Source organism: Streptomyces sp. WY228 (genome assembly GCF_019287315.1).
Taxonomy (GTDB): Bacteria; Actinomycetota; Actinomycetes; order Streptomycetales; family Streptomycetaceae; genus Streptomyces; species Streptomyces caviscabies.
Genome location: NZ_CP079114.1, coordinates 7,480,436 through 7,505,845 on the forward strand (window position 1 = coordinate 7,480,436; position 25,410 = coordinate 7,505,845).

General features: G+C 74.7%; 1 protein-coding gene. It reads left to right on the forward strand.

Translation table 11 applies throughout. From position 1 onward, the window contains the following. Positions 1-40 precede the first annotated feature (40 nt). Entirely contained in the window at positions 41-25,363 is a 25,323-nt protein-coding gene (locus tag KV381_RS32790; RefSeq protein WP_218786938.1) for a non-ribosomal peptide synthase/polyketide synthase, read from the forward strand. Positions 25,364-25,410 lie beyond the last annotated feature (47 nt).

Below are 25,410 nucleotides of genomic sequence, written 5' to 3' on the forward strand. Positions count from 1 at the left end.
CGTCCACCCCACCCGTCCACGCAGACCAGGAGCATGCCCTGTGAACATCCGCCGGGCGGGCCACGACCCGCTGCCCGCGACGGCCGCGCAACGCGGCGTCCAGATCGCCGAGAAGCTCGACGGGGACGCCGGGGCGTTCCACTGCGGGGCCGTGCTCGAACTGACCGGACACGTCGAAACCGACCAGCTCCGGCGTGCCGTCGCACGAGCCGTCGCCGACGCCGAGGCGCTGCGGGTGCGCTTCGCCGAGCGTGACGACCGGCTGCTGCAGCACGTCCTGGCGCCCGCCGCGGCGCAGGCCGAGGCCGCTCTCGCGGAAGTCGACCTCAGCGGAGCCCGGGACCCGGCCGCCGCGGCCGATGCCTGGGCGGCCGACCGGCTCGCGACGGCCCCGGCCCTGGTCGGCGACGACCCTCTCGTGGCGCACGCGCTGCTGCGGCTCTCCCCCTCCAGGCATCGCCTCGTACTGACGTACCACCACGCTGTCCTGGACGGCTACGGCCAGAGTCTGCACACCGCCCGGATCGCCGAGGTCTACACCGCCCTCACGGCGGGCCGCGCTGTACCGGAGTCCACTGCGGGCAGCCTCGCCGCACTGGTCGCACAGGACCGCGCGTACGAGGAGTCCGTCAGGCGCGAGGACGACCGGGCGTACTGGCTGGAGCGGCTGGCCGGGGCCGACACGCCGGGGTCGAGCCGCTACCGGGGCGCCGGCCCGCGGGTGCGCAGCAGGGGCCGACTGACCGAGGAGCAGACCAGACCCATCGTCGAGGCGGCCCGCGCGGCCGGAGTGCCCTGGACGGTCCTTGTGATCGCGCTAGTCGCCGCCCACCGCAGGGCGGCCGGCGACCAGGACGAGGTGCTGTTCGGACTGCCGCTGACCACTCGGGTCGGCCGCGCCGCGCTGACCACCCCCGGCATGCTCGCCAACGAACTGCCGCTGCGCCTCACGGTCGCCCGCTGGGACACCGTCGCCGACGTCGTGGGCCGCGTGCGCGGGGTGCTCGGCCCCGCGCTGCGCCACCAGCGCTACCGCGGCGAGGAGCTGCGGCGCGAACTGGGCTGGACCGGCGCCGGGTTCGGCGCCCTGATGCTCAACGTGATGGCCTTCGACCGTACGCTGCGCTTCGGTTCCGTCGAGGCCGTCACCGACCAGCTGTCCACCGGGCCCGTGCACGGGCTCACCCTCAACGTCCACGGCGCGCCCGACGGCAGCGGCGGCCTCGCGCTCGACCTGCACGCCCACGCCGACGAGCACTCCGAGGCCGAGCTGGCCGCGATCCGCGACGACCTCATCGGCCACCTGCTGCGGGCGTCCGCCGACCCCGGACGCCCGGTGGGCGCGATGCTCCCGCGCACGGCTCACCGCGACGCCGCGCCTGACGAGTCGCTCCGGGGCGCCGACGTCCCGCGGGCCCCCTTCGGCCCGAACCTCGCCGCGGCCTTCGAGCGGCGCGTGGCCCACGAGCCGACCGCGCCGGCCGTCGTCGAAGGGACCACACGCATGACGGCGGGCGAACTGAACGCCGGTGCCAACCGGCTGGCCCGACTGCTGCTCACCCGGGGAGTGGGGCCCGAGTCACCGGTGGGCCTGCACCTGCCCCGCTCCCTCGCCCAGGTGACCGCGGTGCTCGCCGTGACCAAGGCGGGCGGTGCCTACGTGCCGCTCGACCCCGACTACCCGGCCGGTCGCATCGAGTTCGTCCTGTCCGACACCGCCCCGGCCGTCGTGGTCACCACGACCGCGCTCGCCTCCGCGCTGCCGCAGACCTCGGCGCAGGTCGTCGCGCTGGACGACGCGGACGTGCTGCGCGAGCTGGCAGCTGTGGCACAGGACGACCTGACCTGCGTCGAACGGCCCGCCGCATGCCCGGAATCGGCCGCCTACATCATCCACACCTCCGGTTCGACCGGGCGGCCCAAGGGCGTCGTCGGCGTGCACGCGGGGGTGCTGAACCGCGTGCGCTGGTTCGGCGGGGCCTTTCCCCACCGCGAGGGGGAGGCTGTGCTCGGCAAGACGTCCCTGAGCTTCATCGACGGCACGACCGAGTTCTTCGGCGCCCTGCTGAACGGCCTGCCACTGGTCCTCGCCCCGGCCGGAGCGGTGGCGGCGGCGAACGATCTCACCGACCTGGTCGAACGGCACGGCATCGGCCGGGTCACCGTCGTCCCCAGTCTGCTCGGCGCGCTGCTCGACGGCCCCGACGCCCACCGGCTGGGCGCATGCCGTCTGTGGGTCAGCAGCGGAGAAGCCCTGACGGGGCAGGACGCCGAGCGCTTCGCACGGGCCCTGCCGGACGCCACGCTCCTGAACCTGTACGGCTCGTCGGAGGCCACCGGCGACAGCCTGTTCGCCACCTGCGAAGGGCCTGACGTCGCCCTCGGCACACCGATCTGGAATACCACGGCCCATGTGCTCGACGACCAGCTGCGGCCGGTACGGGCCGGGGAGACGGGCGAACTGTACCTGTCGGGCGCGGGTCTTGCCCGGGGCTACCTGGGCAGCCCGGATCTGACGGCCGAGCGGTTCGTCGCCAACCCTTTCGGCTCCCCGCGCGAACGGATGTACCGGACCGGCGACCGCGTACGGGTGCGCGGGAGCGGCGGCGTGGAGTTCGTCGGCCGCACCGACGCTCAGGTCAAGCTGCGTGGCCACCGGGTCGAGCTCGCCGAGGTCGAGGCGGCCCTGCTCGGCGCGCCCGGGGTCGGCGGCGCCGCCGCGGCCGTGCACGGCGAGCGCCCCGCCGACCGCCGCCTGACCGGATACGTGACCCGCGCCGCCGACAGCTCGGCCGCCGGGGCCGGGGTCTCGGACACCGACGTCGCCGCCGGGGTCCGCCGCCACCTGGCCGCCGTGCTGCCCGGGCCCGCGGCGCCCTCCCACGTCGTCGTACTCCCCGCCCTCCCGCTGACCCCGAACGGCAAGGTCGACCGGCGCGCGCTGCCCGTGCCCGACACCGCCGCGGGCACCGGGCGCCGCCCGTCGGGACGGCGGGAGACCGCGCTGTGCATCCTCTTCGAGGAACTGCTCGACGTCGGCGGGGTGTCGGCCGACGACGGCTTCACCGACCTGGGCGGCGACAGCATCAAGGCGCTGGCGCTGGTGGGCAGGGCCCGGCGGGCCGGGCTCGTCCTGACCGCCCGCGATGTGCTGGAACACCGCACTCCGGCGGCCCTCGCGGCCCTGGCGGAACCCGTGGGCCCCGAACGGGCCCCGGCAGGACCGCTCCCCGCGCCGCTGCCGCCCGACGAACTTGCGGCCGTCGCTGCCGCACATGGACTGGGTGAGGTCCTTCCGGTCACCCCGCTGCAGGAGGGCCTGCTCTTCCTCGGGCTGCTGGACGACCCCGACCGGCCCGACCGCTACGTGGTGCAGTGCGAGCTGGACCTGACGGGCACGGTGGACCCGGCACGGATGCGGGACGCCGTCGGACGTCTCATCGACCGCCACGCCACTCTCCGGTCCGCCTTCCTGCACGAGGCGTTGAGCACGCCAGTGGTGTTCTGCCCGGCGCAGGCGCCCACCCCGTGGGAGCGCACCGACGTGTCCCCGCTTCCGGAGGCCGACCGGGAGCAGGCCGCGCGGCGGGCGGCCGACGCCGACCGCGGGGCGAGGTTCGACCTGTCCCGCGCCCCGCTGCTCAGGGCACGGCTGATCTCCCTCGGCGACGACCGGCACCGCCTGGTGCTCACCTACCACCACCTGTTGCTCGACGGCTGGTCGCTGCCGGTGCTGCTGCGCGAGCTGTTGCACCTGTACGCGGCCGGGGCCGACGGCGCACCCGATCTCCCCGTGCCGGTGCCGTTCACCGAGCACCTGCGGCTGCTCGCCGCCCGCGACCTGCAGGCGGCGAGCGAGGCGTGGCGCACGGCACTCGCGGGACCTGTCGAGCCGACCCTCGTGGCACCGGATGGCCCCGTCGAATCCGAGGCGTCGGATGTGGCCCTGGTGCGGATCCCGCGCCGCGCCACCCTGCTGCTGGAACGCCGGGCACGGGCAGCGGGACTTACGCTCGCGACGGTCCTCCAGGGCGCGTGGGCCCAAGTGCTGGGCGTGTTGACGGGCCGCACCGACGTTGTCTTCGGCAACACCGTCGCCGGCCGGCCCGCTGAACTCGACGGGCATGCCGAGATGGTGGGTCTGTTCGTCAACACCGTGCCCGTGCGGGTGGCCTGGCGTCCGGGCGAGCCGCTGCTCGATATGCTCGTCCGTCTTCAGGGCGAACAGACGGCACTGCTGCCGCACCAGCATCTCGGGCTCGCCGACGTACAGCGGGCCGCAGGAGTGGAGCAGCTTTTCGACACCCTGTTGTCCGTGCAGAACCAGCCACCCGGCCGCGCCGAACTGGCGTCGGCGGCCGACGCGGCCGGGCTCCGGATCACCAGCACCGGCTTCCACGACACCACGCACTACCCGCTGGCCCTGACGGCGACGCTCGGCGACGAACTGGTCCTCCAGGTGGAACGCCGCCCGGCGCCCGGCGCACCGGACAGCGCGGCGGCCGTCGCCGACCGCGTGGCGCGGGTGCTCGAAGCCCTCGTGGCGCAGCCGCGGCTGCCGCTCGGCAGGCTCGACCTGCTGGCGCCCGCGGAACGCCGTCAGATCCTGGCCGACGCGGATGCGGACACGGCTCCCGCCGACCGGGAGCCGTCGCCCCTGACGGTCCCCGACCTCGTGCACCGACAGATGCTGGCCGCCCCGGCCGCCGCCACCGCGCTGGTGTGTGAGGGTGAGGCACCCCTGACCTTCGCGGAGCTGGAAGCCCGCGCGAACCGCTTTGCACGGCACCTGATCGGTCTGGGCGCCGGCCCCGGCACCGTCGTCGCACTGCTCCTGCCACGCTCAGCCGACCTCGTCGTGGCCCTGCTCGCCGTCCTCAAGTCGGGCTCCGCCTATATGCCCATCGAGGACGACCTGCCGGAGCTGCGGATCGAACGCCTCCTGCGGAGCGCCCGCCCCGCCCTCGTCGTCACGGCGGGTGTGCGGCGCCCCGTCGGTGACGCCCGACGGGTGGACCTGACCGACGCGGCCACCAAGGCGGCCGTGGCCCGGCGCACGGCCGGACCCGTCGACGACGGCGAGCGCACCCGGCCGCTCTCCGCGGCCGACGCCGCGTATGTGATGTACACCTCGGGCTCGACCGGCCTCCCCAAGGGCGTGATCATCGAACAGCGAGGGGTGGTCAACCTCATCAGGCACCACCACGAGGCCCTGGTCGGCCCAGAGACCCGGCGGGCCGAGGGCCGCCGCCTGCGGTTCGCGCTCACCGCCTCGCTGTCCTTCGACACGTCGTGGGAGGCGCTGATCTGGATGCTGGGCGGCCACGAGCTGCACCTGCTCGGGGACGCCACGCGGCGCGACGCCGCCGCCGTCGTCGACCACCTCCGGCGTACTCGCGCGGACATCCTCGACGTCACGCCGTCGTACGCCGAGATCCTGCTGGAGGAGGGCCTGCTCGACGGCGCCGAACGCCCGTCGGTCGTGCTGCTCGGCGGTGAGGCGGCGGGGGAGCGGCTGTGGAACCGCCTGCGCTCGGCACCGGGCGTCGTCGCCCACAACCTCTACGGGCCCACCGAGTTCACTGTCGACGCCTTGGCCGCCGACCTGGCCGACGCGTCCGTTCCGGTGATCGGCAGGCCGGTGCGCGGCACCAGCGCCCTGATTCTGGACAGTGCGCTGCGTCCGGTGCCGGTGGGCGTGCCCGGGGAGCTGTACCTGGCCGGGCCCGGACTCGCCCGGGGGTACCTGAGGCGGCCCGACCTGAGCGCGGAGCGGTTCGTGGCCTGCCCTTACGGCCCACCCGGCACCCGGGCCTACCGCACCGCCGACCTCGTGCGCCGACTCGCGGACGGCCAGGTGGAGTACCTCGGCCGTGCCGACGACCAGGTCAACATACGCGGCTTCCGGGTGGAGCCCGGCGAGGTCGAGGCCGTCCTGGGCGGCCACCCCTGCGTCGTACGGGCAGGGGTGGTAGTGCGCGACGAGCGTCTCGCGGCGTACGTGGTGCTGCGCGATGGCGCCGCCGTGACGCCGGCCGAGCTCCGCGAGCACGCGCGTCGGCAACTGCCGAGACACGCGGTGCCGCAGTCCTTCCGCGTCGTGCCCGAACTGCCGCTGTCCCCCAACGGCAAGCTCGACCTGTCGGCGCTGCCCGACCCGGTGGCGGACCGGTCGGTCGGGCGGCCCCCGCGCGGCCACCGGGAGGAGACGCTGTGCGAGCTGTTCGCCGGTGTCTTCGGGGTGGCGGAGGTCGGGCCCGAGGACAACTTCTTCGACCTGGGCGGCCACTCCCTGATGGCCACGCGGCTGACCGGCCGCATCCGCGCCGCGCTGGGGACGCAGGTGTCGGTGCGGCAGGTCTTCGACGCGCCCACGCCCGCCGAACTGGCCGTCGTGCTGGACCGGTCGGCGGCGCCGGCGGCTTCCGAAGGAGCCGCCGGACGGGCGGCGTCACGGCCCGCGCGCGTCCCGATGTCCCCCGCGCAGCGCCGCCTGTGGTTCCTGCACCAGCTCGAATCCTCCCGCACCACGTACAACATGCCCATGGCGCTGCGGTTGACGGGCGCTCTGGACGCCGACGCGCTCGCCGCCGCCCTCGCCGACGTCATCACCCGCCACGAGATCCTGCGCACGCTCTTCGCCCAGGACGCCGAGGGGCCGCACCAGCTCGTGCAGCCGCCGCCCGCCGTGCCGTACCCGCTCACCCCCGTGGCGACGGCCGCCGACGAACCGGACGAGCTGCTGCGGCGGGAAGCGCTGCGGCCGTTCGACCTGACGCAGGCCCCGCCGTTCCGGGCGACACTCTTCCGGCCCGGCGCCGACGAGCACGTCCTGTTGCTCGTCGCCCACCACATCGCGGGCGACGGCTGGTCCGTCGCTCCACTCGTGCGCGACCTGGCGTACGCCTACGCGGCACGGCGCGAGGGCGCGGCGGCCGACTGGCCCGAGCCTGCCGCGCAGTACGCCGACCACACCCTGAGCCTGGCCGCCCGGCTCGGCTCGCCCGATGACCCGGACAGCCTCGGCTCCCGCCAACTGGACTACTGGCGCGAGGCGTTGGCCGGGCTGCCGGAGGAGATCCCGCTCCCGCTGGATCGGCCGCGCGCCGCCGCGCTGTCCGACCAGGGCGGACGGGTGCCGTTCCGGGTGCCGGACGCCGTGTACCGTGCGCTGCTCGGTCTGGCCGGTGCGGCCCGCACCACCCCGTTCGTCGGCCTCCATGCCGCGCTGTCCGTGCTGCTCTCGCGGCTCGGCGGGGGGCGGGACATCCCCGTGGGCTGCCCCGTGTCCGGCCGTACGGACGCGGCTTTCCACGAGGCGGTCGGCGCGTTCGTCAACACCGTGGTGCTCCGCTGCGATCTCTCGGGAACGCCGACCTTCCGCGACCTGCTGGCCGCCGGGCGTGAGACGAACCTGCGGGCGCAGGCGCACCAGGACGTGCCCTTCGAGCGGATCGTCGAAGAACTGGGCACGGCCCGCTCGCTCGCGCGCCACCCGCTGTTCCAGGTCATGCTGACCTTCGACGACGCTCCGGCCCAGGCGGTCGTCGACGCGCCCGGAGCCAGGTTCCCCGGCCTCGACGTGAGTGTCGGGGACATCCACACCGGACTGGTCAAGTTCGACATCGGCGTCACCTTCACCGCGAACGACGGCCAGGAAGGCGGACTCCTGGGCGAGCTGGAGTACCGGTCCGACCTGTTCGACGAGGAGACCGGGCGGTCGATCGCCGCACGGCTCGTGCGCCTGCTCACCGCCCTCGTCACCGACCCCGACGCGCCCGTCGGGGACCTCGACGTCCTCGGGGAGCGCGAGCGGGACACCCTGCTCACGGAGTGGGCCGGCGGCGCCCCCGGGGCCGAACCACGTACGCTGCCCGCTCTGTTCGAGACCCAGGCGGCCAGGACGCCGGACGCCGTCGCCGTACGGGAGGGCGTCGCGGGAGAGGCGCTCACCTATCGCGAACTGAACGAGCGGGCGAACCGGTTGGCCCGGCACCTGGTGGAACTCGGCGTAGGGCCGGACACGTTCGTGGGCGTCGCCCTGCCGCGCTCGGTCGACTGGGTGGTGGCCTGGATCGCCGTCGCCAAGGCGGGCGCCGCCTTCCTGCCCGTCGACCCCGGCTATCCGCCCGAGCGCATCCGCCTCATGCTCCGGGACGCCGCGCCCCGGACGGTCCTGACGACCCGGGCCCTCCACGGCGGGCTGCGTACGGCGGGCGCCCACTGCCTGCTGTTCGACGGCCCCGAGGTCGCCGCGTCGCTGCGCCGCAGACCCGCGGGTGACCTCGAAGACACGGACCGGACGGCGGCCCTGCGTCACGAGCACGCCGCGTACGTCATCTACACCTCGGGTTCCACGGGCGTGCCGAAGGGAGTGGTCACCCCGCACACCGGGATCGCCGCGCTCTCCTCGCTCCAGACCGGGCTGCTCGGGCTCGGCGCGGGCAGCCGCGTCCTGCAACTGGTCTCCACCAGTTTCGACACCTCGCTGTGGGACTCCTTCTGCGCCCTGCTCTCCGGCGCGACGCTCGTTCTCGCACCCCAGGACACGCCGCTCGGCCAGGACCTGGCCGACTTCGTGCGCGAGGCCGGCGTGACCCACCTCGCGGTGCAGCCCGCAGTCGTCGCCAACCTGCCCGAAGGCAGCCTCCCCGAAGGCGTCACCCTCACCCTCAACGGGGACGTGTGCCCACCCGACCTGGTGCGCCGCTGGCTGCCCGGCCGCAGGATACTCAACGGCTACGGCCCCACGGAGGCGACCGTCGGAGCCGCGATCTGGGACTGCGCACCCCTGCGGACCGACGGGACCCTACGGGCCGACAGGGCCGCCCCGGCCACCGGGGCGGTCCCGATCGGCACCCCGTTCGACGGCAAGCGTCTGTACGTCCTGGACGAGCGGCTGCTCCCCGTGCCCCCCGGCGTCGCCGGAGAGCTGTACATCGCGGGCGGCCTGGCCCGCGGCTACCACCGGCGCGCCCCGCTCACCGCCGAACGCTTCGTCGCCTGCCCCCACGGCGGGCCGGGCGAACGCATGTACCGCACCGGGGACCGCGTGCGATGGAACCGGGCGGGTGCGGTGGAGTTCCTCGGCCGGGTCGACGACCAGGTGAAGCTGCGCGGCTTCCGTGTCGAGCCCGGCGAGGTCGAGGCGGCACTGACCGCGCACCCCCTGGTCGCCCAGAGCGTCGCCGTCGTCCGCGAGGACACGCCGGGCGACCGGCGCCTGACGGCGTACGCGGTGCCCGTCCCCGGCCGCCGCCCCGACATCGCCGAGCTGCGCGAGTGGCTCGGCCTGCGGCTCCCCGCCTACCTGCTGCCCTCGGCGTACGTCCTGCTCGACGCGCTGCCCCTGACCGTCAACGACAAGATCGACCGGCGCGCACTGCCCAGGCCCGACACCACCCGACCTCGGGGGCGGGAGCCCCGCGACGCGCGCGAGCGCCTCCTGTGCCAGCTCTTCGCCCACGCCCTGTCGGTCGACACGGTCCGCCCCGACGACGGGTTCTTCGACCTCGGCGGCGACAGCATCCTCTCCATCCAGCTGGTGAACCGGGCACGCGCCGCCGGGTTCGCCGTCGGCACGCGGGACCTGTTCGAGCACCCCACGCCTGCCGGTCTCGCCGCGCTCGCCCCGGCGGCGGCCGTCGGCGAACCGGGCTCCGACACCGGCGACGTGCCGCTGACTCCCGTCGTCCACCGGCTGCGCGAACTGGGCGGCCCGGTGCGCTCGTTCCACCAGTCGGTGGTCGTGTCCGTGCCGCCGCGCATCGGTCTGGGCGAACTGACCGAAGCCATCGCGGCCGTGGTCGACCACCACGACGCGCTGCGCCTGGCCTTGACGACCGGACCTGCCTGGCGGCTGCGGGTGCTGCCGCCAGGCGCGGTCGACGTGCGGGGCCACGTGCGCCGCGTGGCGGCCCACGGCGTAGCGCTGCCGCGACTGCTGCGGGACGAGGCCGCGACCGCACGCGCGCGTCTCGCCCCTGAGCGCGGCGAGGTGCTCGACGCCGTCTGGTTCGACCGCGGCGACGAACCCGGCCGGCTGCTGCTCGTGGCCCACCACGTGGCCGTCGACGGCGTGTCCTGGCGCATCCTGCTGCCCGACATCGCCGAGGCGTGGCAGGCCCGCCGTGACGGCCTGCCGGTCGGCCTCCAGCCGGTGGGCACGCCCCTGCGGGCTTGGGCGCGGGAACTCCGGGCCCTGGCCGTGCACCCGGCGCGGGAAGCGGAACTGGACGCGTGGCTGGAGCGGCACGCCCGCCGGTCGCTCCCCGTCGGCGGACGGCCGCTCGACCCCGCCGAGGACGTGGCCGCGACGGCGGGCCGGGTGACCCTGGCGCTGCCGCCCGAGGCCACCGCGCGCGTCCTGGACTCCACCGCGGCCCTGCGCTGCGACGCACGGGAACTGCTCCTCGCGGGACTGGCGCTCGCCGTGACCCGCTGGGACCCGCGGCGCACCGACGTACTGGTCGAGGTGGAGGGACACGGCCGCACGGAGCGTGCCGTGCCGGGAGCGGACCTGGCGAGGACCGTCGGCTGGTTCACCTCGCTCCACCCGCTGCTGCTGCGACCGGGCACGGGACCCGTCGCTGCCCTCACCGACGTCAAGGAACGCCTGCGCGCGGTGCCCGACGACGGCATCACCCACGGCCTGCTCCGCCACTTCAACCCCGCCACCGGCCCACGGCTCGCCGCCGCGCCGAGCCCCGACTTCGGCTTCAACTACCTCGGCCGCGTCCAGGCCGACGGCGCGCAGCCCTGGACGGCGGCCGACGACGGCGCCGACCTCGACGAGCAGGACCCGGCCACCCCCCTCCTGCACCCTGTCGCCCTCGACGTCGTCACCGTCGACGGCCCGGCCGGGCCGACGCTGACCGCGTCGTGGACCTGGGCGCGCGGGCTGGTCTCCGACGAGCGGGCGCGGCGCCTGGCCGACCTCTGGTTCACCGCACTGGGCGAACTCGCCGGCCAGGAAGCAGCGCTGACGCCCCCTGACGTCACAGCGCCCGGTCTCGCGGCGGCCGAGCTCGCCGCGCTCGCCGAGCTGCACCCCCGCATCGACGACGTGCTGCCGCTGTCGCCCCTGCAGCAGGGGCTGCTCTTCCACCATGTGCACCACGGCACGGCGGAGGGCGCGCCCGACGACTACGTGGTGCAGTGCGCGGTGGACCTCGGCGGGTCCCTCGACCCCGAGCGGCTGCGCAGGGCGGCCGACCACTTGCTGCGACGGCACGCCAACCTGCGCGCCGCCTTCCGCCACGAAGGACTCGACCGGCCCGTGCAGGTCGTCTCCGAACCGGCCCCGGTGCCCTGGCGGTACGCCGACCTGACCGGTCTGTCCCCCGACGAGCTGCGCACCACGCTCGACGCCACCGCTCGCGCCGAGCGCGCGGCGGGCTTCGACCTGACCCGGCCGCCCCTGCTCCGGTTCACCGTGGAGCGGACCGCGCGCGAGGAGCACCGCCTGCTCATCACGCTCCACCACATCCTGCTCGACGGCTGGTCGCTGCCGGTCCTCTTCCGTGATCTGTTGGAGTTCTACCGGGCGGGGGAGTCGTGCGGGCTTCCGGATGTGCGTCCGTTCCGTGATCATCTGGCGTGGTTGGCGGGGCAGGACCGGGAGGCGGCCGTGCGTGCCTGGCGCGACGCGCTCGCCGGCATCGACGCGCCCACGCGACTGGTGCCCGGCTGGACCTCCGCCGACCCCGCCCAGACAGTTGCCGAGCTCTCCGTCGACGACACCGCTGCGGTGGTGGGGTTTGCGCGGGGGCGTGGGGTGACGGTGGGTGCGGTGGTGCAGGCGGCGTGGGGTGTGTTGCTGGGTGGTCTGGTGGGGTGTGGGGATGTGGTGTTCGGTGTGACGGTGTCGGGGCGTTCGGCGGAGTTGGACGGTGCGGCGTCGATGGTGGGGTTGTTCATCAATACGGTGCCGTTGCGGGTGCGGTTGGATCCTTCGGAGTGTCTGGGGGATCTGGTGGTGCGGGTGCAGGGTGAGCGTGCGCGGTTGTTGGCGCACGAGCATCTGGGGCTTGCCGAGATCCAGCGGGTGGCCGGGCACGGCGAACTCTTCGACACCACCACGGTCTTCGAGAACTACCCGGTGGACGGGCAGGCGCTGGAGCGGACCGCCGCGGCGGCCGGACTGCGCCTCGGTACGGCGGACATCAGCAACGCCGGGCACTACCCCGTCACCGTGACCGTCGTTCCGGGAGCGCGGCTGCGCTTCCAACTGCGCTACCCCGGCGGCGCCTTCGACGAGGCCACCGCACGGGCGTCCGTCCAGCGGCTTGCCAGGCTCGTACGGCTGACGGCCGTCGAGCCCCGCACACCGGTGGCATTGGCCGAGATCCCCGGGCAGAACGAGAGGCGAACGACCGTGGAGCAGTGGAACGGCACGACGGGCGAGGTGCCTCGGGGCACCGTCGCCGAGCACTTCCGAGCCACCGTCGCCCGCAGGCCCGACGCCGTCGCCGTGGTCGCGGACGACGCCTCCCTGACCTTCGCCGAGCTGGACGCCAGGGCCAACCGCCTGGCACACGCGCTCATCGGGGCAGGGGCGGGACCCGAGACGTACGTGGTCGTCCTGCTGCCCCGCACCACTCAGTGGACCGTCGCGCTCCTCGCGGTACTCAAGGCGGGTGCCGCCTACGTGCCGCTCGACCCTGAGCAGCCCGCCGAACGCGTCGGACGACTGCTGGACGCCACGGGCCCCGTCGCCGTCGTCACCACCGCCGGGCACGCCTCCGCCTGCTCGGCGGTGAAGGCTGAGCTGTTCGTGCTCGATGGCGTCGAGACCGAACAGACACTGGCACGCCACCGCGACGACGACCCGGGCGAACGGGGCGTGCTGCCCGAGCACCCGGCCTATGTCGTGCATACCTCGGGCTCGACCGGCGAGCCGAAGGGCGTCGTCGTCCCGCACAGGGCACTCGCCAACCTGTACGCCGGCCACCGCGCCCGGATGTTCCGGCCCGGCCGGGCCAGGACCCTGAGGGTGGCTCACCTGAGTCCCGCCTCTTTCGACGCGGCGTGGAACCCGCTGCTGTGGATGGTCGACGGACACGAGCTGCACATCCTCGACGAGGCGACCCGGCTCGACCCGGACGCGGTGGTCGCCCGCATCCGCACCCGGCACCTGGACTTCCTGCAGGCCACACCCACGTACTTCGACCGGCTCGTGGACGCGGGCCTGCTGCGCGGCGAGCGCGTCCCCGCCGTCCTCGCCCTGGGCGGGGAGGAGGTCGGCCCCGCCGCCTGGGACCGGCTGGCCGACGCGCCCACGACGGCCTGGAACCTGTACGGCCCCACCGAGTGCGCCGTCGACGTCACGGCCGCGACCGTGGGCGCGAGGGACACCCCGCACATCGGCAGCCCTCTGCCCAACGCCCGGGTCCACGTGCTCGATGACGCCCTGCGCCCGGTGGCCCCCGGAGTCGTCGGCGAACTCCACGTCGCGGGCGAAGGCCTGGCCCGCGGCTACCTGGGGCGGCCCGACCTGACGGCGGAGCGGTTCGTCGCCGACCCGTTCGGCGCCCCGGGGGATCGGCTCTACCGAACCGGCGACCTGGCCCGTTGGCGGCCGGACGGCGCCCTGGAGTTCGCGGGGCGCGCTGACGACCAGGTGAAGCTGCGCGGCTTCCGGATCGAGCCCGGCGAAGTGGCGGCCACTCTGGAGAGCCACCCCAGGGTGGCTGCCGCCGCCGTGACGGTCCGCGAGGACCGGCCCGGCGACCGGCGGCTGATCGCCTACGTGGTGCCGTCCGCCACGCGCACCGGGGGCGATCTTCCGGACCTGCGGGCCTTCGCGGCGTCGAAACTGCCCGACCACATGGTTCCGGCCGCCGTCCACGTGCTGTCCGAGCTGCCGCTGACCGCCCACGGCAAGCTGGACCGGCGGGCGCTGCCCGCGCCCGAACCGGCCACTGTAGCCCCCGGCCGCGCTCCGGCGTCCGAGCCGGAGGCCGTGCTGCGGCAGCTGTTCGCCGAGGTACTCGGCCTCGAAGGGGCCGGGATCGACGACGACTTCTTCGGCCTCGGCGGTGACAGTATCCTGTCCATGCAGCTGGTCAGCCGCGCCCGCAAGGCCGGGTTGGCCTTCTCGACACGGGATGTGTTCGAACACCGGACCGCCGCCCGGCTCGCCGCCGCCTCGGTCCGTGAGCCGGACACGGAGCGCGCCGCCCTCGCGGACGACGGGGTGGGCGAGGTACAGCTCACCCCCGTCATGGTCCGCTTCGCCGAGTCCGGCGCCCGCGTCGACGACTACGCCCAGACCGCCGCTGTCCGGCTGCCCGCGGGGATCGCCCACCAGCACCTCATTGAAGCCCTCCAGGATCTGGTCGACCACCACGACGCGCTCCGCCTGGTCCTGGAGTCCGACGACGCGGGCTGGATGCTCCGGGTACGGCCGCGCGGCGCGGTCGACGCGGCGTCCTGCGTCGAGCGCCTGACCGCAGCCGAAGCGGTGGACGCCGGTCACGACGTGCGCGGCCTGACCGCGCGGGCCACGGCACGACTGGCGCCCGGCACCGGCTCCGTCGTGCAGGCGGTGCACGCCGTCGGAGGCTACGGGCCCGACCTGCTCGTGCTCGCCGTGCACCATCTGGCCGTGGACGGGGTGTCCTGGCGGATTCTGCTCTCCGACCTCGCCGAGGCCGTGCGCGCCCGGGCGGCCGGACAGCGGGCGCAACTGCCGCTGGTGACAACGTCGTTGCGAACCTGGGCTGATCAGCTCACCGAGCAGTCCGCGTCCCGGCGCACCGAGCTTGGGCTGTGGAAGGGCATCCTGGAGGCTCCCGACCCGCTCATCGGCGCACGTCCCCTGGATCCCGAGTTCGACGGACCGGGCACCCTGCGCCGCAAGACGGTCACCCTCCCCGACGCGCTCGGCCGGGCGGTGCTCGCCGACGGCTCCCGCACCGACCATCTGCTGCTCGCCGCGCTCGCCACGGCCGTGCGCGGCTGGCGCGTCGCACGGGGCCACCGGCACGACCCCGGCCTGCTCGTGGACATCGAGGGACACGGCCGCGCCGAGCACCTGGTGGCGGGGGCCGACCTGTCGCGCACGGTGGGCTGGTTCACCAGCGTCCACCCGCTGCGGATCGCGACCGGCGGACCGGACACGGACGACGCGGCGCACAACGCGCTGCGCGAGACCGCCGCAAGCCTGGCTGCCGTTCCGGACGGCGGCGTCGGATTCGGCATGCTGCGCCACCTCAACCCCCGTACCGCGCCCGTGCTGGCGCGCATGCAGGCCCCGCAGATCATGTTCAACTACCTGGGCCGGGTGGCCGCGCCGCAGGAGAGCGGATGGTCCGTGCTGGCGGAGGGGTTCGACGCCGCGGACGACACAGGAACGGCGCCCGGCCACGTGCTCGGCCTCGACGCGGTCTCAGTGGACGACGGGTCGGGCCCCCGCCTGACCGCCACCTGGTCATGGGCCGGCGAACTGCTCGGCGAGGACGACGTCGCGGATCTGGAGGCGCTGTGGACCGAGGCCCTGCGCACCTTGACACGCGACCCGGGCGACGGCCCCGACGACGGTGACACCGGCGGCGGTGGCGGCGGACCCGGTTCCGGCGGCCCGTCGGCGCCAGGGTCCGGACCCGCGCGCCTCGCCCCCGCCGACGTGGACCTGTCACCGCTCACACCGGCCGAGCACGATCGTCTCGTGGCCACGGGCCCCCGGCTGGAGGCCGTGCTGCCGCTGACCCCGCTGCAGGAAGGGCTGCTGTTCCACCACGCCCTCGGGGCGGACGCGCCGGACGTCTACAACGCCCAGGCGAGCGCCGACCTGACGGGCGCGCTCGACCCGGCCCGCCTGCGCACCGCCCTGGACCTGCTGCTGGCCCGCCACCCGAACCTGAAGGTCAACTTCCGGTTCGACGGTGTGCGTACGCCCGTCCAGGTCGTCCCTCGGGAAGCCCACGTGCCCTGGGCAGAGGCGGACCTGCGGGGGCGGCAGGACCCCGCGGCAGAAGCCGCGCGCCTCGCGGACGACGCGCGCAACCAGCGGTTCGACCCGGCGAACGGGCCGCTGCTGCGCTGCCTGTTGCTGCGCCTCGCCGACGACAGGCACCGGCTCGTCATCACCAACCACCACGTCCTGTGGGACGGCTGGTCGCAGCCGATCCTCTTCCGTGATCTGTTGGAGTTCTACCGGGCGGGGGAGTTGTGCGGGCTTCCGGATGTGCGTCCGTTCCGTGATCATCTGGCGTGGTTGGCGGGGCAGGACCGGGAGGCGGCGGTGCGTGCCTGGCGCGACGCGCTCACCGGCATCGACGCGCCCACGCTGCTCGCCCCCGCACCCAAGGGCACGGCCGAGCGACCCCGCCGCCTGGAGACCGCCGTCGACGCGACCACCTCCGCTGCGGTGGTGGGGTTTGCGCGGGGGCGTGGGGTGACGGTGGGTGCGGTGGTGCAGGCGGCGTGGGGTGTGTTGCTGGGTGGTCTGGTGGGGTGTGGGGATGTGGTGTTCGGTGTGACGGTGTCGGGGCGTTCGGCGGAGTTGGACGGTGCGGCGTCGATGGTGGGGTTGTTCATCAATACGGTGCCGTTGCGGGTGCGGTTGGATCCTTCGGAGTGTCTGGGGGATCTGGTGGTGCGGGTGCAGGGTGAGCGTGCGCGGTTGTTGGCGCACGAGCATCTGGGGCTTGCCGAGATCCAGCGGGTGGCCGGGCACGGCGAACTCTTCGACACCGCGCTCGTGGTGGAGAACTACCCCGCGGGAGCCGAGGCCGCCGAAGTCGTCCCCGGCCTCACGGTCACCGCCGTCGACGGCTACGACGCCACGCACTTCCCCCTCGCCCTCGCCGTACAACCCGACGACGTGCTGCGGCTGCGCCTCGACTGCGCCCCCGACCTCTTCGACGACCGCGAACTGGCCTTGGTGGCGGACCGCTTCACCCACGTGCTTCGCCAGATCTGCCACACCCCGGACCGGCGGGTGGTGGGCACCGAGCTGCTCACCCCCGGCGAGTCCGCCCACCTGGACGCAGCCTGGAGCCGGGGCCCCGGTGCGCCGCCGCACACGTTCTGGCACCGGCTGGTCGAGCAGCGCGCCGCCCGCAGCCCCGGGAGCACCGCGGTGGCGGACGAGCGGACCTCGCTCACCGCGGCCGAGCTCAACGAGCGGGCCAACCGGCTCGCGCGGCTGCTGATCGCCCGCGGCGCCGGACCCGAGCGCTTCGTCGCCGTGGCCGTGCCCCGCTCGGCCGAACTCGCCGTCACCCTCCTCGCCGTCGCCAAGGCGGGCGCCGCCCAGGTGCCCGTCGACCCCGCGCACCCCGACGAGCGCACCAGGCTGGTGCTCGACGACACCGCGCCCGTACTCCTAGTCACCACCGGCGAGGTCGACCTCGCCGCTCACGCCGTGCCCACGGTGGTGCTCGACGCGCCCGACACCCGACGCGACCTCGAGGCGCTGCCCGCGGACGACATACGGGAGGGGGAACTCGGCCGGCCCCTCCATCCGATCCACGCCGCCTACGCCGTGCACACCTCCGGCTCCACAGGCAGGCCCAAGGCTGTGGTCGTCACGCATCAGGGTCTGGCCGCGCTCGCCGCGGGGCAGATCGCACGGTTCGCGGTGCACGCGGACAGCCGCGTCCTGCAATTCGCGTCCAGCACCTTCGACGCCTCCGTCTCCGAACTCCTGCTCGGCCTTCTGTCCGGCGGCACGGCAGTGTTCGCGTCCGCCGACCGGCTGCTGCCGGGCCCCGGCCTGACCGCCCTCCTCACGGAGGCGCGGATCACCCACGTCACCCTGCCCCCGGCGGTGCTCGCAGTCCTGCCCGACGGCGCCGTCCCTCCGGGCGTCACCGTCACCGTGGCCGGTGACGCCTGCACCGCCGACGTCGTACGCCGCTGGGCACCGGGCCGCCGCCTGGTGAACGCCTACGGCCCCACCGAGTTCACCGTCTGCGCCACGATGACCGAGCCGCTGGCGCCCGAAGCGGGGGCGCCGCCGATCGGCCGCCCCATCGGCGGAGCCGCGGTCCACGTCCTGGACTTCGCGCTGCGGCCCGTGCCGCCGGGCGTCACCGGCGAGCTGTACCTCGCAGGACCCGCTCTCGCCCGGGGCTACCTGAACAACCCCGCTCTCACCGCCCAGCGGTTCGTCGCCGCCCCCGGCGGCAGTCGCATGTACCGGACCGGCGACCTCGTGCGCCGACGGGCCGACGGCACCCTCGACTTCGTGGGCCGCTCCGACGACCAGGTGAAGGTGCGCGGATTCCGCGTCGAACCGGCCGAGGTCGAGGAATGCCTGAGCCAGGAGGCCGGGGGCGCCCGCTGCGCCATTATGGCGGACGGCGAGAGCCTCGTCGCCCTGGTCGTCGCCGAACCGGCCACCGACCAGGACCCGGCGGCGCTGCGGGCCGCGCTCGCCCGGCGGCTGCCCGCCCACCTCGTCCCCTCCTCCATACTGCTCGTGGACGACCTGCCGCTGAACCGCAACGGCAAACTCGACCGCGCAGCGCTGACCGTCCCCCGTGCCGGGGCCGCGCACCCCGCACGCGCTCCGCGCACCCCGCACGAGGAAATCCTGTGCGGCCTGTTCGCCGACGTGCTCGGCCTCGACGTGGTCGGCGTCGAGGAGAGCTTCTTCGACCGGGGCGGCCACTCGCTCACCGCGGCCCGCCTGGTCGCCCGCATCCGCGACGCACTGGGCGCCGAGCTTTCGGTGCGCGACGTCTTCCAGGCGCCCTCGGCCGCCCGGCTCGCCGTCCGGGTGGCGCAGGCCGGGACAGCAGGTCCGGCGCTGCGGGCGGGGGAGCGCCCCGAGAGGTTGCCGCTGTCGTTCGGGCAGCGGCGGCTGTGGTTCCTGCATCAGTTGGAGGGCGCGGGCGCGGCGTACAACGTGCCGTTGGCCCTGCGGCTGAGCGGTGCGCTGGACCGGGAGGCGCTGCGGTTGGCGCTCGGCGACGTGGTGGCGCGGCACGAGAGCCTGCGGACCGTGTTCGCCGAGGACGCCCAGGGCCCGTACCAGGTCGTACGGGACGTGGCCGACGCCGAACCCGAGCTGGCGGTCGTCCGGTGCCCGGAGACGGAGCTGGCGGCGGAACTGGCCGCAGCCGCACGGCACGCCTTCGACCTCAGGGGGGAACTGCCGCTGCGGGCGGTGCTGTTCGAACTGGGCGCGGACGAGCACGTACTGCTCGTGCTGGTGCACCACATCGCGAGCGACGGCTGGTCCGTCCGTCCTCTGGCGGGCGACCTGAAGGCCGCTTTCGACGCGCGGCTGGGAGGGAGTGAACCGCAGTGGCGCGAGCTGCCCGTGCAGTACGCGGACTTCGCCGTCCGACAGCGGGCGGCGCTCTGCTCGGAGGACGACCCGGACAGCGTGCTCGCGGCGCAGATCGCGTACTGGCGGGAGCGGCTCGCCGACCTTCCCGCCGAGATCGATCTGCCCGCGGACCGCCCCCGCCCCGCCACCGCATCCGGGCGAGGCGAGCGTGTGGAGTTCACCGTGCCCTCGGACGTCCACGGCGGCGTGGTGCGCCTGGCCCGCGCGTCGGGTGCGACGGTGTTCATGGTGATGCAGGCCGCGCTCGGCGTGCTGCTCTCGCGCTCGGGTGCGGGCGAGGACGTGCCCATCGGTGCGCCCGTCGCGGGCCGCGGTGACGCGGCGCTTGAGGGTTTGGTCGGGTTCTTCGTGAACACGCTGGTGCTGCGCACCGACGTGTCGGGCGACCCCACCTTCCGCGAACTGGTGACGCGGGTGCGGGAGCGGGACCTGGAAGCGTACGCGCATCAGGACCTGCCCTTCGAACGACTGGTGGAGATCCTCAACCCCGAACGCTCCACCGCCCGCCACCCCCTCGTCCAGACCGTGCTGACCTGCCACACCGCCGACGACATCGCCGCGCTCGACGCCGCGGGCGACCTGCCGGGTCTGAGCACCGAGCCCGTCCCCGTCGACACCGGCGCAGCCAAGTTCGACCTGGACTTCGAGTTCGGGGAGATCCTCGCCGACGGCACCCCGGCGGGCATGACCGGCACCCTCGCCTACAGCGTCGACCGGTTCGAGCAGGACACCGCGCGCGCCCTCGTCGACCGGCTGCTGCACCTCGTCGCGGCTGCCGCGGCCGACCCCGACGCGAAGGCGGCCGACCTTCCGCTGATGGACGCCGCCGAGCGGGAACAGGTGTTGAGCCACGGACAGCAGGCCGGTACGTACGTCCTGGACGGGCGACTGCGTCCGCTCCCCATGGGCCTGACCGGCGACATCCACGAGCTGACCGACGAGCCCGGTGACGGGTTGCTCGCCGACCCGTTCGGCCCGCGCGGCCGGTGGCTCAGGGCGACGGGGGAGCGGGGCCGTTGGGCCGCCGACGGCGAACTCCTGCGCCACGGCGAGCCCGACGGACGCGACGCGGGAGGCGCCGGCGGCGGGAGCGGAACCGCTCGGCGGGGCGCGGGCGCGGCTGACCCGTCGCGCCCGACGGCGCCGCGGACCCCGCAGGAGGAGATCCTGTGCGGCCTCTTCGCCGACTTCCTGGACGTGGCAGCGGTGGGTCCCCACGACTCGTTCTTCGACCACGGCGGGCACTCCCTGGCCGCGATCCGGCTGGTCAACCAGGTCCGCGCCACGTTCGGCGCCGACCTCACCATCGCCGGCTTCTTCGAGCACCCGACCCCGGCGGGCACGGCCGCACTGCTCGGCGGCGACCGTCCGGCGGGTGCCGGCGCAGCCGTGCTGCGCGCGGGCCCGCGCCCGCAGCGGCTGCCGCTGTCGTACGCCCAGCGCCGGCTGTGGCTCCTGCACCGGCTGGACGGCCCGGGGGCGGCGTACAACGTCCCCATGGCGCTGCGGCTGCGCGGACGTCTGGACCGGGAGGCTCTGCGGGCCGCCCTGCGTGACGTCGTGGCGCGGCACGAGAGCCTGCGCACCGTCTTCGCGGAGGACGCCGAAGGACCGTACCAGAGGGTACTCGCCGCGGGCACGGACGTCCCCTGGCACATCGAGGACGTGCCGGACGAGAAGCTGGCCGAGCGCTTGGAGCGGGCCGCGGGCAGCCCCTTCGACCTGTCCGGGGAAATCCCCCTGCGGGCCTTCCTGTACCGCACGGCCCCCGACACCTGCGTGCTGCTGGTCGTGATGCACCACATCGCGGGCGACGGCTGGTCCGTCGGCCCGCTCGCCCGGGACTTCGCGGCGGCGTTCGCGGCCCGGTGCGCGGGCACGGCGGCCGACCTGCCCACGCTCGCGGTGCAGTACGCGGACTACGCCCTGTGGCAGCGAGCGGCGCTGGGCAGCGAAGACGACGCGCAGAGCACCCTTGCGCGTCAGCTCGACTTCTGGCGTACGGAGCTGGTGGACCTGCCGGTGGAGCTGGACCTGCCGGTGGACCGGCCGAGGCCGGCCGTGGCCGTCCAGCACGGGGACCGGGTGGAGTTCACGGTGCCCGCGGACGTGCACGCGGGTGCGGTGCGACTGGCCCGCGAGTCCGGTGCGACGGTGTTCATGGTGGTGCAGTCCGCGCTGGCCCTGCTGCTGTCGCGGCTCGGCGCGGGGGACGACATACCGGTCGGTGCGCCCGTCGCGGGTCGCGGTGACGCGGCGCTTGAGGGTTTGGTCGGGTTCTTCGTGAACACGCTGGTGCTGCGCACCGACGTGTCGGGCGACCCCACCTTCCGCGAACTGGTGGACCGTGTGCGGCGCGCGGACCTGCGTGCGTTCGCCCACCAGGACCTGCCCTTCGAGCGGCTGGTCGAGGCCGTCAACCCGGAGCGCTCCGCGGCCCGCCACCCGCTGTTCCAGGTGTCGCTCACCGTGGAACCGGGCGACGCGGACAGCGCGCCCCCGGTGCCGAGCGTCCCCGGGCTGACGGCGGAATCCATCCCCGTGGGCACCGGATCCGTCAAGTTCGACCTGTCCTTCGGCCTCGGTGAGCGCCCCGAGGGCGGGTGCACGGGGTCACTCCAGTACAGCGCCGAACTGTTCGACCGGGAGAGCGCCGAGCTGATCGTGGCCCGCCTGGTACGGCTCCTGGCCTCCGCAGTGGCCGAACCCGACCGGAGCATCGGCGGCCTCGAACTGCTGCCGTCCGGCGAACGCCACCTGATGCTGACCGAGTGGAACGACACCGCCGACTCCACCGGGAGCGCCACCCTCCCCGAGCTGTTCGAGAGCCAGGTGCGGCGCACCCCGGACGCGCCGGCGCTCGTCGCGGGCGCGTGCGAGCTGAGCTACGCCGAACTCGACGCCCGGGCCAACGGACTCGCCCACGAGCTGATCGCCCGCGGCATCGGCCCCGAGGACATCGTCGCCCTCCTCCTGCCGAAGTCGGCGGCTCTGATCGAGTGCGTTCTGGCGGTCGGCAAGGCGGGCGCGGCCTGGACCCCCGTCGACCCCTCCCTGCCCGACGCCCGCGTCACGGCCCTGCTCGCCAACTGTGCCGCAGCCCTGGTCCTCACCGACCGGTCCGGCGCCACACGTGCCGGGGACGTGCCCGCGGTCGCCGTGCGGGACCTCGACCCGAGTGCCGGGCCCCGGCACGCGCCCACGGACCGCGAACGGGTGCGGCCGCTGCGCCACCACAACGCCGCGTACGTGCTGCACACGTCGGGTTCCACCGGCACCCCCAAGGGGGTCGTCGTTCCGCACACCGGCCTGGCCGCCCTGGCCGCCGAGGAGCGGGAGCGGTTCGCGGTGCGGCCCGACAGCAGGGTGCTGCAACTGTCCGCGCCGGGCTTCGACGCGCTGGTGCTCGAACTGACCATGACGTTCACCGCTGGTGCCACCCTCGTCGTACCGGAGCCGGGGCCACTGGCGGGCGACCTGCTGGCCGACACCGTTGACGCCCACCGGGTCACGCACGCCCTGGTGCCGCCCGCCGCGCTCGCGACCGTGCCCCGGCACCGGCTGACCTCCCTCGCGACGCTTGTGGTGGGCGGCGAGGCGTGCGGGCCCGAACTCGTCAGGGCCTGGGCCCCCGGCCGCCGCGTGGTCAACGCCTACGGGCCCACCGAGTCCACCGTGATGGTCTGCGCGTCCGACCCGCTCGACGGCGACGACGGTGTGCCGATCGGCCGACCGGTCCGCCACACCCGCGTGTACGTACTCGACGCCGCTCTGCGACCGGTTCCGGTCGGGGTCCCCGGCGAGCTCTACGTCTGTGGCGACGGGGTGGCCCGCGGCTACCTCGGGCGCCCCGGGCTCACGGCCGAGCGCTTCGTGGCACTCCCGTACGGGACGCCGGGTGAGCGCGCCTACCGCACCGGTGACATCGTCCGTCGCCGCCGGGACGGCCGCCTGGACTTCCTGGGACGCGGCGACGACCAGGTCCAACTGCGAGGTGTCCGCGTCGAAACGGGCGAGGTGGAGGCCGCGGTGGCCGCCGCCGACGGAGTGGCCGCCGCGGTCGTCACGCTGCACACGGCTGGAGGCGTGCCGCGGCTGGTCGCCCACGTCGCGCCCGAGCCGGGCGCGTCCCCCGACCCCGCCGCGGTCCGCGCGCACGCCGTCCGCGTGCTGCCGCGCCAACTGGTGCCCGCCGCGGTCCTCGTGCTCCCGTCCCTTCCGGTGACCGTCCACGGCAAGGTCGACCGCGCCGCGCTGCCCGCACCCGACTTCACCCCGGGGGCCGGGTCCCGCGCGGCCGGGGGGGCGCGCGAGGAGACACTGATCGGCCTGTTCGTGGACGTCCTGGGCGTGCCGGGGGTCGGTGTCGACGACGGCTTCTTCGACCTCGGCGGTGACAGCATCCTCGCCATCGACCTGGTCGGTCGGGCGCGCCGGGCCGGCCTCGTACTGACGCCGCGCCAGGTCTTCGAACACGCCACCCCGGCCGGGCTCGCGTCCGTCGCGACCGACGCCGCCCTGACGGTCGGGGAACCGGTGGGCAGCGGGGTGGGCCAGGTGCCGCTCACCCCTATCATCTCGTGGCTGCGCGACAGCGGGACGCCCGTCGCCCGCTTCTGCCAGTCCACGCTCGTCCGCACCCCGCCCGGTCTGACCGCCGACCATACGGCGACCGCGCTTGCCGCGCTGGCCGACCACCACGACGCCCTCCGGCTGACCCTTGCCGCCGAGGAGGACGGCCCTTGGGAGCTGCACGTGCGCGAGGCGGGCCCGACCGGCGCCGCGGACCGCCTGCGGTACGTGGACGTCCGCGCCGCGGACGACGCCGAGCTGCGGCGCGTACTGGCCCGGGAAGGAGAGGCGGCACGCGCCCGGCTCGACCCGACGCGCGGAGCCGTCCTGCAGGCGGTCCTGTTCGACCGGGGACCCGACCGGGACGGGATGCTGCTGCTGGTCGTCCACCACCTCGCGGTGGACGCCGTCTCCTGGCGGATTCTGCTGCCCGACCTCGCCGAGGCGTGCCGGGCGGCGCGGGACGGACGGCGCCCCGCCCTCCAGCCGGTGGGCACGTCGCTGCGCACCTGGGCGCGGCGCCTCACCGAACTGGCGCAGGACCCCGCACTGGCCGCGGACGAGACCCGCTGGGCCCGTACGCTGCGCCGGCCGAGAGTCGCACTGGCCGACCGCCCGCTGGACTCCACCGTGGACCTGGTCACCACGGCGCGACGGCACACCGTACGGCTGTCGCCGGAGACGACAGTGCTCCTGCTGACCGACGCTCCCGCCGCCCACAGGTGCGAGACCAAGGACATCCTCCTCGCTGCCCTCGCCTGGGCGGTGGCCGACTGGCGGGACGCCGACGGCGCCGCGGCCGTCGTCGTGGAGGTCGAGGGGCACGGCCGCGACGAGGACCTGCTGCCCGGCACCGATCTGTCCCGCACGGTCGGCTGGTTCACCACCACCCATCCCACGCGCCTCGAACTGCCCGCCGCGGACCGCGCACGGGCCTGGTCCGACCCGGGCGCGGCGGGCCGACTCCTCAGCGGTGTCCGCGAGCAGTTGGCCGAACTACCCCAACGCACTGCGGGGTACGGGCTGTTGCGCCACACCGGTGCCCACGCGCACCCGCTCCTGGCGGAGCTGCCCGCGCCCGAGCTGGCCTTCAACTATCTGGGCCGGATCACCCGGAGCCTTGCCGCGGGCACGGACGCCTTCGCTCCCGTGGCCGGCCACGACACGGGTGGCGACCAGGACCCGGCCGCGCCCCTGCCCCAACTCCTTGAGCTGACCGCCCTGGTCGCGGACGGCGAGGAGGGGCCCGAGCTGTCGGCCACATGGACCTGGCCGTCGACCGCGCTGTCCCGCGAGCGGATCGACGAGCTGGCTGATCTGTGGACCGCCGCGCTCGAGGTGCTCGCCCGCAACTCCGGCGCTCACGGCGGGCTCACCCCCGCCGACGTGGCCGTGGAGCGCATGAGCCAGGACGAGATCGACGAGTTCGCCCTGGAGCTCGACGACCTCGATGAACCGGACGGCTTCGACGAGCGGGCCGGGTGAGGTGCCGGGAGAGGGTCTTTTCACCCCATCTAAACGATCTGGTCCGA